Here is a 14,555-nt window from a genome sequence, read left to right as displayed (position 1 = left end):
TGGCTACTGACTGACCGGGCAATGCAGCCGGGTCATCTGCGCCCGCCTTGCGGTGGGCATCGTGATCGTTACCGTGATGCTGACACATCTTTGCACCGATGTCTGCACACGGGATACCTGTCGGTTTGCCGGAATCTCGGCAGGGCTAAGCTGCCCGAATCGCCATGCATCACGCCACAGCTGGCGATACTGATTGAGCTGCATAAAACCATTAGCCAGCCCACGTTGATATCCCGCCAGCGCGGTAACGGTCATGATCAGGAGCACTAAAGCCAGTAGGGTTTCCGGCAGGCTAAATCCCTTTTGTCGCCTTAGGGCATCTGGCATAAGTTGGCCTCCTTCAATGGGCAAAAATCGCTCCATCCGTGGGGAGAAAAGCGTAGGCTGTTTTGTTCAACAACACCGGATTGCCACAACAGCATGGTGCCGCTACCGCCTATCAGCAATACCGATGCGTCGCTGAAAATGCGCATGCAAGCGCGCCAACCAAATTCGCCATTCTGCTGGCAGTTCACGGCATCCTGTAATGGCCAGGAGAGCCCCTTTCCCCACTGTAGTGCGGAATGCGCACCAGCAGTATCGCGAAGCGCCTGCGTTTCGCTGGCCGTTTGCGCCAACAAAGAACGCTGCTGCTGGTTTAACCCCTGAAGCAGCAGACTACCAAGCGCTAACAGCAGGAGCACCATCAGCAGCGAAGAGAGACCGCGCTGGCGATTCACAGGTTATATCCCGTTACGCTGTATTCCGCCTGCGCGTGAATTCGCGAGTCAGCAACGGATTGCGCCACCAGCGTTATCGATAGCTCAGGGGAAAAATCCGTCTTTCCCTGCCGGGTAATCTGAAACGTGGTGACTTTAATCGCCGCCGGGTTGGTCATTCTCTCCCATCCTTTGCCGCTACAGTCGCTCGCCCCACGTAAGGTTTCCAGCGCGCCGTCGCGTAGCCGAAAGCCTGTCGTATCAGATTCCGATGACGGAGAAACATTCCAGACTCCGTCGCTGTTGCCATCCCAGCGCAAGAGCACACAATCACCGCTGCCTGTAATGTGCAGCGCTTCCCCGCTACAGCGTCCATGGCAATAACCGGCGCGTTGCAGATGCTTCGCCACGGTATAGAGACGCTGCCAGAGTTCATTTTCCAGAGACTGCTGCTGGGTCTGGTTCAGAACGGCCCGTTGCAAAGAGGGCAAAAAGCGGGCGCTTCCAAGTAATAAAACGGAGCTAATCGCCATCGCTATTAGCGTTTCGGGTAGAGAGAAGCCACGATGAATTACTGACATGATGCCGTCTCCTCGCCGCGACACAGGCGGATTCGCCCCCAGTTGGAAACAATAATATTCCAGCCACCCGCTACGCTTTGCAGCCTTATATGCCCGGCCCAGGCGGTATTGCGCAGGCCATAAAACCCAAGACCTGGTGTGATCGCACTGAGCGAAACGTCCGGCCACAGCGGATGCAACGTGAAAGCGTTCTTTACGCTGCAGTCAACTGTAGAGCCAGTGGCGCTCAAGCACCAACCCTCCGCGCTTTGCCCAACGTTTAATATCCGGTCGCGGTTGTGCCAGTTGGCGTCATCGCGCAGCAGCACAAGATAGTCCCGGACCTGGCAGGCGGTTTGCCACAGGCGCTGCTGCTGTCGCCAGCTCTGCCATCCGTATAGCCCACTGGCGCTAAGAATGACAACCAGCATCATCGTTATCAGGGTTTCAATCAGGGTATAGCCATGTTCTCTGTTCATGGGCCAATTATGCGCATCATTGATGACTGATACGAACGGCAAAGTGAGGGTTTGCGTCGCGCGTCGGAGGGTATTTAAAGCGTTGCAATGGGTTGCAAAGGTGCGGGAAACCGGCTCGCAAAAAACGGGTTCTGATCACGGTTTATAGCCGTCGTTTAGCTGGGTTGGCGCATAAAAAAACAGCCTGCAGGATGAAGTGAACTCCATTCTGCAGGCTGTATTCCAGGACTCAGGATTCGCACACCGCGACTTTAATCGCCAGACCGCCTCGTGCAGTTTCACGATATTTGGCATTCATGTCTTTGCCTGTCTCAAACATCGTTTCGATGACTTTATCCAGTGAGACTTTTGGATCGCTGGTACGATACATCGCCATGCTGGCCGAGTTAATGGCCTTCACTGCCGCAATCGCGTTACGCTCGATGCACGGTACCTGAACCTGTCCGGCCACCGGATCGCAGGTCAGACCGAGGTTATGTTCCATGCCGATTTCCGCGGCAATGCATACCTTATCCGGACTGCCGCCCAGCAGCTCTGCCAGTCCGGCAGACGCCATCGAGCAGGCCACCCCCACTTCCCCCTGGCAACCAACCTCTGCCCCGGAAATTGACGCATTCATCTTGTACAGAATGCCAATCGCACCCGCGGTCAGATAGTAGCGCATATAGATTTCCGGCGTCACCGCCTTGATAAAGCGATCGTAATAGGCCAGTACCGCCGGGATAATGCCGCAGGCACCGTTGGTCGGTGCGGTAACGACTCGCCCGCCTGCTGCGTTCTCTTCCCCTACCGCCATAGCGAACATATTGACCCAATCCATCGCACTCAGTGGTGTAATCGACTGGCTCTGCGGTGCCAGCACGCGGTGCAGCGCAGAAGCACGACGTGGCACTTTCAGTGGTCCAGGCAAAATGCCTTCCGTGTTCATACCTCGATTAATAGCGTTTCTCATGGTCTCCCAGATTTTCGCCATATTTTGCTCTACGCGCTCCCTGCCGTGGCGGGCAATCTCGTTTTTCATCATCACCGCAGAAATTGACAGGCAGTTTTCCTGGCAGTGTGCCAGCAGGTTGCGGGCAGAATAGAACGGGAACGGAATATCGACCTCCGCGTCCTGATTCTTGCCAAAGTTTTCCTCCGTGACGATAAAACCGCCACCAATGGAATAGTAAGTCTGAAAATGGACGATTTTACCGTCGCAAAACGCGGTAATACTCATGCCATTTTCATGTAGCGGCAGAAACTCATTGTGAAAACGCATGCATTCTGCCACCGGGAACTGAATTTCTCGCTGGCCTTCTTCGATAAACAGACGATGCATAGTGTTTACATCGCAAATAATGCCGGGAATGGCGTCGATATCAACGGTATCTGGTAAGTACCCGGACAGCCCAAGAATAATTGCAATATCGGTATGGTGGCCTTTACCCGTTAATGACAGGGAGCCATACACATCCACCACCAGGCGAGTCACTTTATGTAGCAGGCCTTTTTCCTGCAGGGTATCAACAAAATGTTTTCCTGCTTTCATCGGCCCAACAGTATGTGAGCTGGACGGCCCGATGCTGATTTTGAAAATATCGAAAACGCTAATCATGTGGCACCCATGCGGTTACAAAGCAAAACAGATGTGCCGCCTGCGACAGGCGGCGCAGAAAACTTAGCTGAACAGTGAGAAGAAGATGGCGGAGATGGCAATCAACCCCATCACAACCACAAACACGTTGCTGATGTGACCACTGTATTTGCGCATGGCTGGCACTTTGTTGATGGCATACATCGGCATCAGGAACAGAATCATCGCGATAACCGGGCCGCCCAGCGTTTCAATCATGCCCAGGATACTCGGGTTCAGTGTCGCTACAATCCAGGTAGTCACCAACATGAACAGCGCAGTGATCTTGTTAAGTTTGTTGATTTCTATAGATTTTCCTTTACCGCGCAGGGACTTAATCACCATACCGTTAAAACCTTCACGCGCACCGAGGTAGTGCCCGAGGAAGGATTTGGTAATCGCAATCATCGCGATGACAGGTGCCATCCAGGCAATCACCGGCGCATTAAAATGGTTCGCCAGGTAAGAGAGGATGGAGATGTTCTGTGCTTTTGCTTCCGCCAGGTTTTCCGGAGAGAGGCTCAGCACGCAGCTGAACACGAAGAACATAACGGTCAGCACCATCATGATGTGGGCAAAGCCCAGGATACGGGAACACTTACGCTCAGCGTCCTGACCGTATTCTTCACGTTTTGCCACCGCAAAAGAGGAGATGATCGGCGAATGGTTGAAGGAGAAAACCATTACCGGGATAGCCAGCCACAGGGTCATCCACAGACCATTACCCGTTGCGGAAGCGCTGCTCAGCGACAGGGTATCCAGTACCGCACCATTCCATTGCGGGATCAAATAAAGCGCCAGCAGCATCAGCGCAAACACGAACGGAAATACCAGCACGCTCATGGCCTTAACAATCATTTTTTCGCCAAAGCGGACAATGCCCATCATGCCGATAATCAAAATCAGCGACAAAATAGCGCGCGGCGGAGACGCCAGGCCAAGCTGGTGAGTAATAAAGCTATCAACCGTGTTGGTAATTGCGACGCTATAGACCAGCAGAATAGGATAAATAGCGAAGAAGTAGAGCAGCGTAATAAGCTTACCCGCACCAGTGCCGAAATGCTCTTCAACCACTTCGGTAATATCTTCACCCGGATTTTTGCCCGAGAGAACAAAACGGGTTAAACCACGGTGGGCAAAAAACGTCATAGGGAATGCGATAATTGCCATGATGATCAACGGAACTAAGCCCCCAACCCCGGCGTTAATCGGCAGGAAAAGTACCCCTGCGCCAATCGCAGTACCGTACAGACCCAGCATCCAGACGGTATCACTTTTTCTCCAGCCGCTGCTCTCGCGAGCAACGAGGGTATTTTGAACGGTTTCCATAGTATTGCCTCAGTAATATAGAGTAGTGTCAGATTTATTTGACTCTGATTCAGGTAATAAATGTTCTGTGTTTATTTGGCTATTTTATTAAATACAACTAAGCTGATTCACTAACAGCGATCACATAACCTAATTTATAGAGAGGACTTTTAACGCATCAAAAATAGCACCAAATATTTAATATTTTTTAAAGTATCATTTTTAATACGTTATTATTTCACCAGTCGACCTCAGCCACCCATGCATTTATATATTTTAAGTCCAGAGATTATAAACAATGCTTGTCATACAATTAATAAAAAATCAAAAAACATTCTCGCTGATTTAAATATTTCAGATGACTGATGGCTACCAGACTGAGCAACCGTGGCAGGTTATCAGCCTTTGTTCCACACCTGGTGACACCACAACGGCGTCCCGATGAGCCGTTATCGCGCCAGGTTCCCGAGGAAATATCCGAATTTGAGCCTCTGCCAGTCCGGTAAACAGCATCAACATCGCCACGAGGGCAATGGACAGTAACCGTCGCCGCAGAAGCACCTTAAATAACTGAAGAATATAACAACATCCAACTATTTAAAGGCGCTACCGAAAAAACAATGTTGTGACTATCGCAAAAGAGAAATTATCTGCTTTATTTATAATTTAATATGCTAAATAATCTGTCAGGATTTATTACGCAGTAGAGGAATTGAAATGCGTTTCAGTACGATGCCCGACAGTGAAATTATTTCTGAATTGTGCCGCAGAATTAAAGAAACGCGTATACAGCTTGGGTTGTCACAGATTGAGCTGGCCGAGCGCGCACAGGTCGGCGCGGCAACCATCAAACGCGTTGAATTAGGCGAGTCCGTTACTCTCAGTACGCTTATTGGTATTTTACGCGGTCTGGATCGTCTGCATCAGTTGGAGTCTATTTTATTCGATTCACACATTCGTACCTTTAACGCGCAAATCAATACCACGACACCTTCCCGTATCCGTATTCGGAAAAAAACACATCAGCCAAAAGAGAAATTTGCCGCGGCTGCACAGACCAACGAGGCAAATGCCACCATTAACGAATGGTACACCTCATCGGCCTCTCACAGCGTGGTGTGGTCTTTCCTGCCGCCTGACGCAGAGAAAAAAGGGTAGTCAGCTTTGGGGAGCGGTGCCGTTGCCAGCGCCAAATAGCTTTGATGTCCCTCCGGTATCATCCTTTCCAGAGAGGAAATAAAGGGCAACAGATTGCTTGAATCTGACCGAATAGTTTTTGTGTCCCATAAACAACAAACCCCTACTTGCTGGATATCCAACTTTCGGGGTTCACTTCAAGTATCAGCGGTTTTTCGTCGTCACTTACAGATCAAATCGCCACAGGCGCTTTAATCCCCGGATGCGGGTCATAGCCTTCAATTTCGAAGTCCTCAAAACGGTAGTCGAAAATCGACGCCGGTTTGCGTTTGATGACCAACTTCGGCAGCGCGCGTGGTTCGCGGCTCAGCTGCAGATGTGTCTGCTCCATATGGTTGCTGTACAGGTGAGTGTCGCCGCCAGTCCAGACAAAATCGCCTACTTCGAGGTCGCATTGCTGTGCGACCATATGCATCAGCAGCGCGTAGCTGGCGATATTGAACGGCAGGCCGAGGAACACGTCGCAAGAGCGCTGATACAGCTGGCAAGAGAGCTTGCCGTCCGCTACATAGAACTGGAAGAACGCGTGGCACGGAGCCAGCGCCATTTTGTTCAGCTCGCCGACGTTCCATGCCGAGACGATGATGCGGCGCGAATCCGGGTCGTTTTTCAGCTGTTCCATCACGGTGCTGATCTGGTCGATATGACGACCATCCGGCGCGGGCCAGGAACGCCACTGCTTGCCGTAGACCGGCCCCAGATCGCCGTTTTCATCCGCCCACTCGTCCCAGATGGTGACGTTGTTTTCGCGCAAATACGCAATGTTAGTGTCACCTTGCAGGAACCACAGCAGTTCATGGATGATGGAGCGTAAATGACAGCGCTTGGTCGTCACCAACGGGAATCCTTCCTGCAGGTTAAAACGCATCTGGTGGCCGAAAATAGAGACGGTGCCGGTACCGGTGCGGTCATTTTTTTGCGTGCCCTCGTCGAGCACTTTCTGCATCAAATCAAGATACTGTTTCATGGTTCCTCAAGAGTTTTGTTGCTGCGGACGACAACGGTACGCCCAGACCATCATTATGATACCCGCAAGCACCATCGGGATGGAAAGAATCTGCCCCATGCTGATGTACTGCACCCAACCGCCAGTGAACTGCGCGTCAGGCTGGCGGAAGAATTCCACGATGATGCGGAACAGGCCGTAGCCAATCAGGAACAGGCCAGAGACCGAACCGGTTGGGCGCGGTTTGCGGATAAACAGGTTCAGGATCAGGAACAGCACCACGCCTTCCAGCGCCATTTCATAGAGCTGCGAAGCGTGGCGCGGCAGCGCACCGTAAGTGTCAAATAGCGATTGCCACTCGGGATGCGACGGCAGCAGCGCCATATCTTCCGCACGAGAGCCAGGGAAAATCATCGTATAGTGGAAGCTTGGATCGACGCGGCCCCACAGTTCGCCATTGATAAAGTTGCCCAAGCGCCCGGCGCCGAGGCCAAACGGAATCAGCGGCGCAATAAAATCGGATACCTGGAAAAAGGTGCGCTTGGTGCGTTTGGCAAAGATGATCATCACCAGAATCACGCCGATCAGACCGCCGTGGAAGGACATGCCGCCGTCCCATACGCGGAACAGATAGAGCGGATCGTCGAGGAATACCGGCAGGTTATAGAAAAATACATAACCGATACGACCTCCGAGGAAGACCCCGAGGAACCCGGCATACAGCAGGTTTTCAACTTCGTTTTTCGTCCAACCGCTGCCCGGACGATTGGCCCGACGGGTGGCCAACCACATCGCAAAAATAAACCCAACCAGGTACATCATGCCGTACCAGTGGAGGGCGAGCGGTCCAATGGAAAATATTACCGGATCAAACTCCGGAAAATGCAGGTAGCCACTATTCATCTGTCACCATAAACACTTGTTATTCCGCCGAAAGTGGACAGCGGTTATCGTTCGCGCCCGCCAAAAACGGGCGCTCCAAAGGCTGCGAATGATAGCATAAGCGTTAAGGACGATCCGCGCCGGACATGTAAAAGATATGTATACGAATGCGAATACGTAGCTGAGCATTCCCGGAGGCGGCGCGCTGCGCCTGTCCGGGCTACCCAACCCGCAAACTGTAGCCCCCGCTAGCGGCCACCGCGAATCAGGCCGCCGAGACCGCGTCTCTCCATAAAGGCGGCAACCTGGTGGCGAACTTCCGCAGTCATTTGCGCTTCCAGACTGCGGTGGGAAAGCTCCTGAGCTTCATTGATATCAATGCGGCGCAGCAGGTATTTCACCCTCGCTACCGAACGACCGTTCATCGACAGATGGCGATAACCAAGACCAATCAGGATCGTCACGCACATCGGATCACCCGCCATTTCCCCGCAAAGACGCAGGTCGATACCAAAACGCTCGGCATCACGGGCAATCATCGCCAGCGCCCGCAGTACCGCCGGATGCAGACTGTCGTACATACTGGCAACTCGGGTATTGTTACGATCCACAGCGAGAAGATACTGCGTCAGGTCATTAGTGCCAACGGAGATAAAATCAACGCGGCTGGCCAGTTGCGGCAGCATAAAGACCATCGAAGGCACTTCCAGCATCACGCCAAGACGCGGACGTGGAATGGCATAACCGATCATCTCTTCCACTTCACGGCTGGCGCGATCGATAAGACGGCGGGCCTCATCCACTTCATCCAGGCTGGTGACCATCGGTAGCAAAATGCTGAGATTGCCGGTCGCCGCGTTGGCACGCAGCATCGCGCGTACCTGAACCAGAAAGATCTCCGGCTGATCGAGCGTGATCCGAATGCCACGCCAGCCAAGGCACGGATTTTCTTCGCTAATCGGCATATATGGCAGCTGTTTATCCGCCCCGATATCCAGCGTGCGTAGGGTCACCGATTTCTCGTTGAACATCTGCAACATACCCTGGTACTGCGCAACCTGCTCCTCTTCAGAGGGGAAGCCGCTTTGCAGCATAAAGGGGATTTCGGTGCGATACAGACCAATGCCGTCGACAAAATTGCCCAGTTTTTCTTCGTGCTCAGGGCTCAGGCCCGCGTTGAGCATCACTTTTACCCGCTCACCGCTTTTCAGTTCGGATGCGCGTTCGAGATCGTCTTCCGCCAGGCGACTGAGCTCGTTTTCTTCGCTGATCAGGCGCTGATACTCTTGCAGCAGCACCGGCTCCGGGTCAACCAGCAGCTCACCGCGATAGCCGTCGACGATCAGGGTATGTCCGTGCAGTAGCGAAGGCTGAATATCCGCCCCCATCACCGTCGGAATGCCCAGCGCACGGACCATAATCGCAGCATGTGAGTTCGCCGCGCCGTCGCGAACGACCACGCCCGCTAAACGCTCCTGGGGGACTTCCGCCAGAGTCGCCGCCGACAACTCATCGGCCACCAGCACAATGCGCTCTGGCCAGGTATTCGGACCTTGAATGCTGTCATCAAGATGGAAAAGCAGCCGCTGGCCTAGCGTACGCAGATCGCCCGCGCGCTCTTTCAGATAGCCATCGCTGAGCGCGGAAAACTGTTCGGCAAACTTCTCAATAATCTTCTTCACCGCCCATTCAGCTACCGCACCCTGATCGACTTCGGCGAACAGCTCACGGCGCAAACGCGCATCAGAAAGCAGATGTGAATAGAGGTCAAAGATTGCCGCGGTCTCTTTTTGCGCCCCGGCAGAATAGCGTTTGCTGTAGCGGCGAAATTCATTGGCCGCCTCTTCCAGCGCACCGGTCAATCGTTCGCGCTCTGAAGCGGTATCAAGCGTCGAGGCTTCGTAGACCTGCTCCATCAACGGCAGGCTGACGTCCATCCAGCCTTCGGCAATTGCGACGCCTGATGAAGCGGGCAGTGCGCGAATGCGGGTCTGACGATATTGACCGAACAACGCGGTCAGCTGAGATTGAGAGAGAATGCCGGCGATTTGCGTGGCCAGAGTGACAAGAAAAGACTCTTCGCTTTCATCGAACTGACGCAGCTCGCGCTGCTGCACTACCAGTACCCCCAGCAGTTGACGTCGCTGGATGATCGGAACACCAAGGAAGGCGCGAAAACGGCCCTCTTTTACCGCAGGAATATATTTAAAGCTAGGGTGCTTTTGCGCGTCGGCAAGGTTAATAGGTTCCGCCAGGCGACCAACCAGACCAACCAGGCCTTCATCAAAAGCGAGCGCAACAATGCGCCCGCGGGGCTTTTTCAACCCGCGAGTCGCCATCAGGTAATAGCAGCGTCGGTCGTTGTCAGCCAGATAAACCGAACAGACTTCCGTCTCCATCGCGGCGCAGATATCGGTTACCAGGATATCCAGCGCCTCGTTTAAACGCGGCGCACTCGCGACCTTCTCGACTATTTCTCGCAACCGAGTGAGCATAATGTGCGTGGCTTAACCTCTTTTACGTCGATATGCAGGCGCGCTTTGCGGCTTAGGCGCACTCTCCGCTAGCGCCATAGTGACGCTGGCAAACTCTTTCATCACCCGGCGGTAAACGTCGCGTTTAAACGACACTACCTGGCGCACCGGGTACCAGTAACTTACCCATCGCCAGCCATCAAACTCAGGTGTACTGCTGGTTTGCATATTGACATCCGCATCACTGCCGATCAATTGCAGGAGAAACCACTTCTGTTTCTGGCCGATACATACCGGCTTTGTGTCCCAACGCACCAAACGCTTAGGTAATTTGTAACGCAACCAGTTACGGGTTGAAGCCAGGATCCGCACATCTTTGCGGCTTAACCCAACTTCTTCAAACAATTCCCGATACATCGCTTGCTCTGCTGATTCTCCTGGATTAATGCCCCCTTGCGGGAACTGCCACGAGTGCTGACCATAGCGCCTGGCCCACATGACCTGGCCCTGGCGATTACAGATTACAATGCCGACATTTGGGCGGTAGCCATCGTCATCAATCACCGGACTACCTCAAAATAAGCTTCAATGTGAATGATTGTTTCACACTCGCTGGAAACGGTAAACCACTCTGTTAGCACGATGAGATCGAATAACATTTGAATAACTCACAGTAATACCCCGAGTTATAAACAGCAACAGCCATCACCGGACGATTTTATTCACTTTTTCTGTGGATAGAGTTGTGAAGAAGTATGGAATTAACCAGGGAAAACCCGGAGTAATCTGAACAGCGTAGTGATAACAAGAATAAACAATGACATATTTTTCATAAAGTTATAATGAAAAACTTTCATAAACCATAGTATAACGTGATGATCATCACATATGAGATCCTGGAGCTGATGAAAGATCGAGCAATGCTGGTTTTATCCACAGCTTAAGCAAGCCAACTGAGCATATTTCGTCTAAAAACTCGATTTTACCCGCACGTCAAGGCTGTAAATGGAAACAGTAGTGGGGCTTTTCCCCAGTTATCCCAGTTTTCTGTGGATAACATGGTGTAAGATCCTGTTCATTGTCAGTGACCAGTTCTGGAAAACTCGTTTTAACAATTTTTAAAGCAGCAAAAAATAGGAAAAAAAGTCATACGAATCATCACATTGTCATACTTACCCCAGAAAAGGTAAACTCTATCCACAACAGACGAAATTACCGCTCACTTTTTAGACAGAGGTTTCATGTTATGCCGACCATTGCGCCGCTCCCATCACCACCGCAAAGCCAGGAGCAACTACTGGCCCAGGCGCAGCAGTTGGCAGGCTATTCGCTGGGGGAATTGGCCGCGCTTGCTGGAATCCCAACTCCGCGTGATTTAAAACGTGATAAAGGCTGGATCGGCATCCTGCTGGAAGTCTGGCTCGGCGCCAGCGCAGGCAGCAAGCCCGAACAGGATTTCGCCGCCCTTGGCGTCGAGCTAAAAACTATCCCTATTGATTCTTCAGGTCGCCCGCTGGAGACCACTTTCGTCTGCGTCGCGCCGCTCACTGGCAACAGCGGCGTCACCTGGGAGAGCAGCCACGTGCGCCATAAGCTCAAGCGCGTGCTGTGGGTGCCGGTAGAGGGTGAACGTACAATTCCGCTTGCCGATCGCCGCGTGGGCGCGCCGCTGCTGTGGAGTCCCAGCGAAGAAGAAGATCGCCAGCTGCGCATGGATTGGGAAGAGTTAATGGACCTGATCGTTCTTGGGCAGGTTGAACGCATCACCGCCCGCCACGGCGAGGTGCTGCAACTGCGTCCGAAAGCAGCAAATAGTAAAGCGCTAACCGAAGCCGTAGGCGCTCACGGTGAGCCGATTCTCACCTTACCGCGTGGTTTCTATCTAAAGAAAAATTTTACCGCCGTCCTGCTGGCCCGCCATTTCCTGCTCAGTCACGATTAATTTTTTGTTCTGCCGAAATGGTTGCATATAATTGCATCTTTCTATTTTGCAGGACTTTGAACGATGTTATTTGCATGGGTAACCGATCCTAACGCCTGGCTGGCGCTTGGTACGCTGACGCTGCTGGAGATAGTGCTCGGGATCGATAATATTATTTTCCTCTCTCTGGTTGTCGCAAAACTCCCTACCGCGCAACGGGCTCATGCCCGCCGCATCGGGTTAATGGGGGCGATGATCATGCGTCTGGCGCTGTTGGCGTCAATCGCATGGGTCGTCAAGCTCACCAATCCACTGTTTACTGTGTTCAGCCAAGAGGTCTCTTTTCGCGATCTGATTCTGCTGCTCGGCGGGCTGTTCCTTATCTGGAAAGCAAGTAAAGAGATTCACGAATCGATCGAAGGGGAAGAGGAAGGGCTGAAAACCAACGTCCATTCATTTATGGGCGCGATTGTGCAGATTATGCTGCTGGATATTATTTTCAGCCTCGATTCGGTGATCACCGCCGTTGGGCTGTCGGATCATCTGTTTATTATGATGGCTGCGGTCATTATCTCGGTGCTGGTGATGATGTTTGCCGCTCGTTCGATAGGCGATTTTGTTGACCGCCACCCTTCAGTCAAAATGCTGGCGCTGTCGTTTTTGATTCTCGTCGGCTTCACGCTGATGCTCGAAAGTTTCGACGTGCACGTGCCGAAAGGTTACATCTATTTCGCGATGTTCTTTTCCATTGCAGTTGAGAGCCTCAACCTGCTGCGAAATAAAAAAAACCCGCTGTAACCCGCTAAAATGCAGCCCTGAAACGGGCTGCAATCCTTTTTTAAGACTTAACTGCTTTTTATGTCTCACAAATCAGGCTATTAATATACTGGTACGAGGTGCGGCCATAAATAATAGAGGTAACAACAATGAAAAAATGGGCAGTATTGATTTCCGCCGTAGGACTGGCGTTCTCGGTTTCCGGTTGCAGCAGCGATTACGTGATGGCGACTAAAGACGGTCGTATGATTCTGACTGATGGTAAACCCACAGTAGATGATGATACCGGCCTAATCAGCTACGAAGATCAGCAAGGTAACAAAATGCAGATCAATCGTGATGACGTTTCCCAGATTATTAAACGTTAAGATATTTCGTTGACCAGCAGGTTGTCATTCATCGCGTGGCAGCGCGGCCTCTTCAACATCCTTCAGTTTTCAAAAAAGAGTCGGGAAAATCTGATGCATCCGCAAGGATAAATCAGGCTACGTTTCGCAAGCCCGGCTTTTTTGATCTTTTTACTTCCTCTTTTTCTCCCCCTCTGCCATTTTTATATTCCTTTGTCGGGGAACGCCTGACCTTGTAGATAAAAAAGGAAGCTGGCTATGCAGTATCACCGTATCCCACACAGTTCTCTTGAAATCAGCACGCTGGGGCTGGGCACAATGACGTTTGGTGAGCAGAATAGCGAGGCCGACGCACACGAGCAGCTCGATTACGCCGTCAGTCAGGGTATCAATCTGATTGATGTCGCTGAAATGTATCCCGTCCCGCCTCGCCCGGAAACCCAGGGCCTGACGGAAACCTACGTCGGTAACTGGCTGGCTAAGCGCGGCAATCGCGAGAAGCTGGTTATCGCCTCTAAAGTTAGCGGCCCTTCTCGCAACAACGACAGCAGTATTCGCCCAAATCATGCGCTGGATCGTAAAAACATCCGCGAGGCGCTGCACGACAGCCTGAAGCGCCTGCAAACCGATTACCTCGACCTCTACCAGGTCCACTGGCCGCAGCGCCCAACCAACTGTTTTGGCAAACTGGGCTATACTTGGGCCGACTCCGCTCCGGTCGTTACTCTATTGGATACGCTGGAGGCGCTCGCTGAGTTCCAGCGCGCCGGGAAGATTCGCTATATCGGCGTTTCTAACGAAACGGCGTTTGGTGTGATGCGTTATCTGCACCTGGCTGACAAACACGACCTGCCGCGCATTGTAACCATCCAGAATCCGTACAGTCTGGTGAACCGCAGCTATGAAGTGGGCCTGGCGGAAGTGAGTCAATATGAAGGTGTCGAGCTGCTGGCTTATTCCTGTCTGGCGTTCGGTACGCTGACCGGGAAATACCTTAATGGCGCGAAACCGGCCGGAGCGCGCAATACGCTGTTCAGCCGCTTTACGCGCTATAGCGGAGAGCAGACGCAGAAAGCGGTGGCAGCCTATGTTGATATCGCTAAGCGTCACAATATTGACCCGGCTCAGATGGCGCTGGCCTTCGTGCGTCGCCAACCGTTTGTCGCCAGCACTCTGCTTGGGGCGACGACGATGGAGCAGCTTAAGACTAACGTCGAGAGCCTCCATCTGGAGTTAAGCGCAGAGGTTTTAGCGGAGATTGAAGCGGTGCATCAGGTTTATACCTACCCGGCACCGTAAGACAGGAAAGCCCCGGGTCGCGGCATAAAAGCCTTACCCGGGCTACAAAATT

16 protein-coding genes and 2 pseudogenes are annotated in these 14,555 nt (G+C 52.4%); 6 read left to right on the top strand and 12 right to left on the bottom strand.

Annotated elements, in window-relative coordinates; all coding sequences use genetic code 11:
• Positions 1–3: 3 nt before the first annotated feature.
• The 7 genes and pseudogenes from DA718_RS05330 to DA718_RS31020 form a co-directional block, all read right to left on the bottom strand.
• Complete coding sequence (locus DA718_RS05330; protein WP_110276454.1) at positions 4–327, bottom strand: prepilin-type N-terminal cleavage/methylation domain-containing protein; 324 nt, start codon at positions 325–327, stop codon at positions 4–6.
• Positions 312–719, bottom strand: coding sequence for a DUF2509 family protein (locus DA718_RS05325; protein ID WP_112213953.1), 408 nt, complete (start codon positions 717–719; stop codon positions 312–314). The genes DA718_RS05330 and DA718_RS05325 overlap by 16 nt, the downstream gene beginning before the upstream one ends.
• Positions 716–1,279 (bottom strand): prepilin peptidase-dependent protein, encoded by a 564-nt coding sequence (locus tag DA718_RS05320; RefSeq protein WP_112213954.1) that lies wholly within the window; start codon positions 1,277–1,279, stop codon positions 716–718. The genes DA718_RS05325 and DA718_RS05320 overlap by 4 nt, the downstream gene beginning before the upstream one ends.
• Positions 1,270–1,737 carry a prepilin peptidase-dependent protein gene (locus DA718_RS05315; RefSeq protein ID WP_112213955.1) on the bottom strand — a complete coding sequence of 156 codons (468 nt, stop codon included), beginning with the start codon at positions 1,735–1,737 and terminating at the stop codon, positions 1,270–1,272. The genes DA718_RS05320 and DA718_RS05315 overlap by 10 nt, the downstream gene beginning before the upstream one ends.
• A gap of 229 nt (positions 1,738–1,966) precedes the next feature.
• Positions 1,967–3,334 carry an L-serine ammonia-lyase gene (locus tag DA718_RS05310; protein ID WP_112213956.1) on the bottom strand — a complete coding sequence of 456 codons (1,368 nt, stop codon included), beginning with the start codon at positions 3,332–3,334 and terminating at the stop codon, positions 1,967–1,969.
• A 63-nt stretch (positions 3,335–3,397) separates the two neighbouring features.
• Positions 3,398–4,681 carry an HAAAP family serine/threonine permease gene (locus DA718_RS05305; RefSeq protein ID WP_112213957.1) on the bottom strand — a complete coding sequence of 428 codons (1,284 nt, stop codon included), beginning with the start codon at positions 4,679–4,681 and terminating at the stop codon, positions 3,398–3,400.
• A 292-nt stretch (positions 4,682–4,973) separates the two neighbouring features.
• A pseudogene (locus tag DA718_RS31020) lies at positions 4,974–5,183 on the bottom strand (hypothetical protein); the annotation flags it as partial.
• A 194-nt stretch (positions 5,184–5,377) separates the two neighbouring features.
• Between DA718_RS31020 and DA718_RS05300 the strand changes: the two are divergent.
• Positions 5,378–5,818, top strand: coding sequence for a helix-turn-helix domain-containing protein (locus DA718_RS05300; protein WP_112213958.1), 441 nt, complete (start codon positions 5,378–5,380; stop codon positions 5,816–5,818).
• Positions 5,819–6,029: 211 nt separating this feature from the next.
• Here DA718_RS05300 and thyA read toward each other — a convergent pair whose 3' ends face one another.
• The 5 genes and pseudogenes from thyA to DA718_RS30905 all read right to left on the bottom strand — a co-directional run.
• Complete coding sequence (gene thyA, locus DA718_RS05295; protein WP_112213959.1) at positions 6,030–6,824, bottom strand: thymidylate synthase; 795 nt, start codon at positions 6,822–6,824, stop codon at positions 6,030–6,032.
• A gap of 6 nt (positions 6,825–6,830) precedes the next feature.
• Positions 6,831–7,706: a prolipoprotein diacylglyceryl transferase gene (lgt, locus tag DA718_RS05290; RefSeq protein WP_112213960.1), complete on the bottom strand. Its 876-nt coding sequence runs from the start codon at positions 7,704–7,706 to the stop codon at positions 6,831–6,833.
• A gap of 227 nt (positions 7,707–7,933) precedes the next feature.
• Positions 7,934–10,180, bottom strand: a complete 2,247-nt coding sequence (gene ptsP, locus DA718_RS05285; protein WP_112213961.1) for a phosphoenolpyruvate--protein phosphotransferase — start codon at positions 10,178–10,180, stop codon at positions 7,934–7,936.
• A 12-nt stretch (positions 10,181–10,192) separates the two neighbouring features.
• Positions 10,193–10,723 carry an RNA pyrophosphohydrolase gene (gene rppH / locus DA718_RS05280; RefSeq protein ID WP_112213962.1) on the bottom strand — a complete coding sequence of 177 codons (531 nt, stop codon included), beginning with the start codon at positions 10,721–10,723 and terminating at the stop codon, positions 10,193–10,195.
• A gap of 424 nt (positions 10,724–11,147) precedes the next feature.
• A pseudogene (locus DA718_RS30905) lies at positions 11,148–11,219 on the bottom strand (hypothetical protein); the annotation flags it as partial.
• Between DA718_RS30905 and DA718_RS30350 the strand changes: the two are divergent.
• The 5 genes from DA718_RS30350 (at position 11,207) to DA718_RS05260 (ending at position 14,503) form a co-directional block, all read left to right on the top strand.
• A complete protein-coding gene (locus tag DA718_RS30350; protein ID WP_312845687.1) occupies positions 11,207–11,281 on the top strand; it encodes a hypothetical protein in 75 nt (24 codons plus the stop codon). The pseudogene DA718_RS30905 and the gene DA718_RS30350 sit on opposite strands and share 13 nt — an antisense overlap.
• A gap of 124 nt (positions 11,282–11,405) precedes the next feature.
• Positions 11,406–12,101, top strand: coding sequence for a DNA mismatch repair endonuclease MutH (mutH, locus tag DA718_RS05275; RefSeq protein ID WP_112213963.1), 696 nt, complete (start codon positions 11,406–11,408; stop codon positions 12,099–12,101).
• A gap of 63 nt (positions 12,102–12,164) precedes the next feature.
• Entirely contained in the window at positions 12,165–12,878 is a 714-nt protein-coding gene (locus DA718_RS05270) for a TerC family protein (protein WP_112213964.1), read from the top strand.
• Positions 12,879–13,006: 128 nt separating this feature from the next.
• Complete coding sequence (locus DA718_RS05265; protein ID WP_002915974.1) at positions 13,007–13,225, top strand: YgdI/YgdR family lipoprotein; 219 nt, start codon at positions 13,007–13,009, stop codon at positions 13,223–13,225.
• A 237-nt stretch (positions 13,226–13,462) separates the two neighbouring features.
• Positions 13,463–14,503: an NADP(H)-dependent aldo-keto reductase gene (locus DA718_RS05260; RefSeq protein ID WP_112213965.1), complete on the top strand. Its 1,041-nt coding sequence runs from the start codon at positions 13,463–13,465 to the stop codon at positions 14,501–14,503.
• Positions 14,504–14,555: the final 52 nt, after the last annotated feature.

The sequence above is a fragment of the Klebsiella huaxiensis genome (genome assembly GCF_003261575.2).
Lineage (GTDB): Bacteria > Pseudomonadota > Gammaproteobacteria > Enterobacterales > Enterobacteriaceae > Klebsiella > Klebsiella huaxiensis.
The sequence above is the reverse complement of the archived record's forward strand: the minus strand, read 5'-3'. Positions and strand labels throughout refer to the sequence as shown.

Bases quoted from the DNA above. Each gene is read 5' to 3' on its own strand.
- DA718_RS05330 (WP_110276454.1), bottom strand. From the start codon at position 327: ATGCCAGATGCCCTAAGGCGACAAAAGGGATTTAGCCTGCCGGAAACC.
- DA718_RS05320 (WP_112213954.1), bottom strand. From the start codon at position 1,279: ATGTCAGTAATTCATCGTGGCTTCTCTCTACCCGAAACGCTAATAGCG.
- DA718_RS05315 (WP_112213955.1), bottom strand. From the start codon at position 1,737: ATGAACAGAGAACATGGCTATACCCTGATTGAAACCCTGATAACGATG.
- DA718_RS05310 (WP_112213956.1), bottom strand. From the start codon at position 3,334: ATGATTAGCGTTTTCGATATTTTCAAAATCAGCATCGGGCCGTCCAGC.
- DA718_RS05305 (WP_112213957.1), bottom strand. From the start codon at position 4,681: ATGGAAACCGTTCAAAATACCCTCGTTGCTCGCGAGAGCAGCGGCTGG.
- DA718_RS05300 (WP_112213958.1), top strand. From the start codon at position 5,378: ATGCGTTTCAGTACGATGCCCGACAGTGAAATTATTTCTGAATTGTGC.
- thyA (WP_112213959.1), bottom strand. From the start codon at position 6,824: ATGAAACAGTATCTTGATTTGATGCAGAAAGTGCTCGACGAGGGCACG.
- lgt (WP_112213960.1), bottom strand. From the start codon at position 7,706: ATGAATAGTGGCTACCTGCATTTTCCGGAGTTTGATCCGGTAATATTT.
- ptsP (WP_112213961.1), bottom strand. From the start codon at position 10,180: ATGCTCACTCGGTTGCGAGAAATAGTCGAGAAGGTCGCGAGTGCGCCG.
- mutH (WP_112213963.1), top strand. From the start codon at position 11,406: ATGCCGACCATTGCGCCGCTCCCATCACCACCGCAAAGCCAGGAGCAA.
- DA718_RS05270 (WP_112213964.1), top strand. From the start codon at position 12,165: ATGTTATTTGCATGGGTAACCGATCCTAACGCCTGGCTGGCGCTTGGT.
- DA718_RS05265 (WP_002915974.1), top strand. From the start codon at position 13,007: ATGAAAAAATGGGCAGTATTGATTTCCGCCGTAGGACTGGCGTTCTCG.
- DA718_RS05260 (WP_112213965.1), top strand. From the start codon at position 13,463: ATGCAGTATCACCGTATCCCACACAGTTCTCTTGAAATCAGCACGCTG.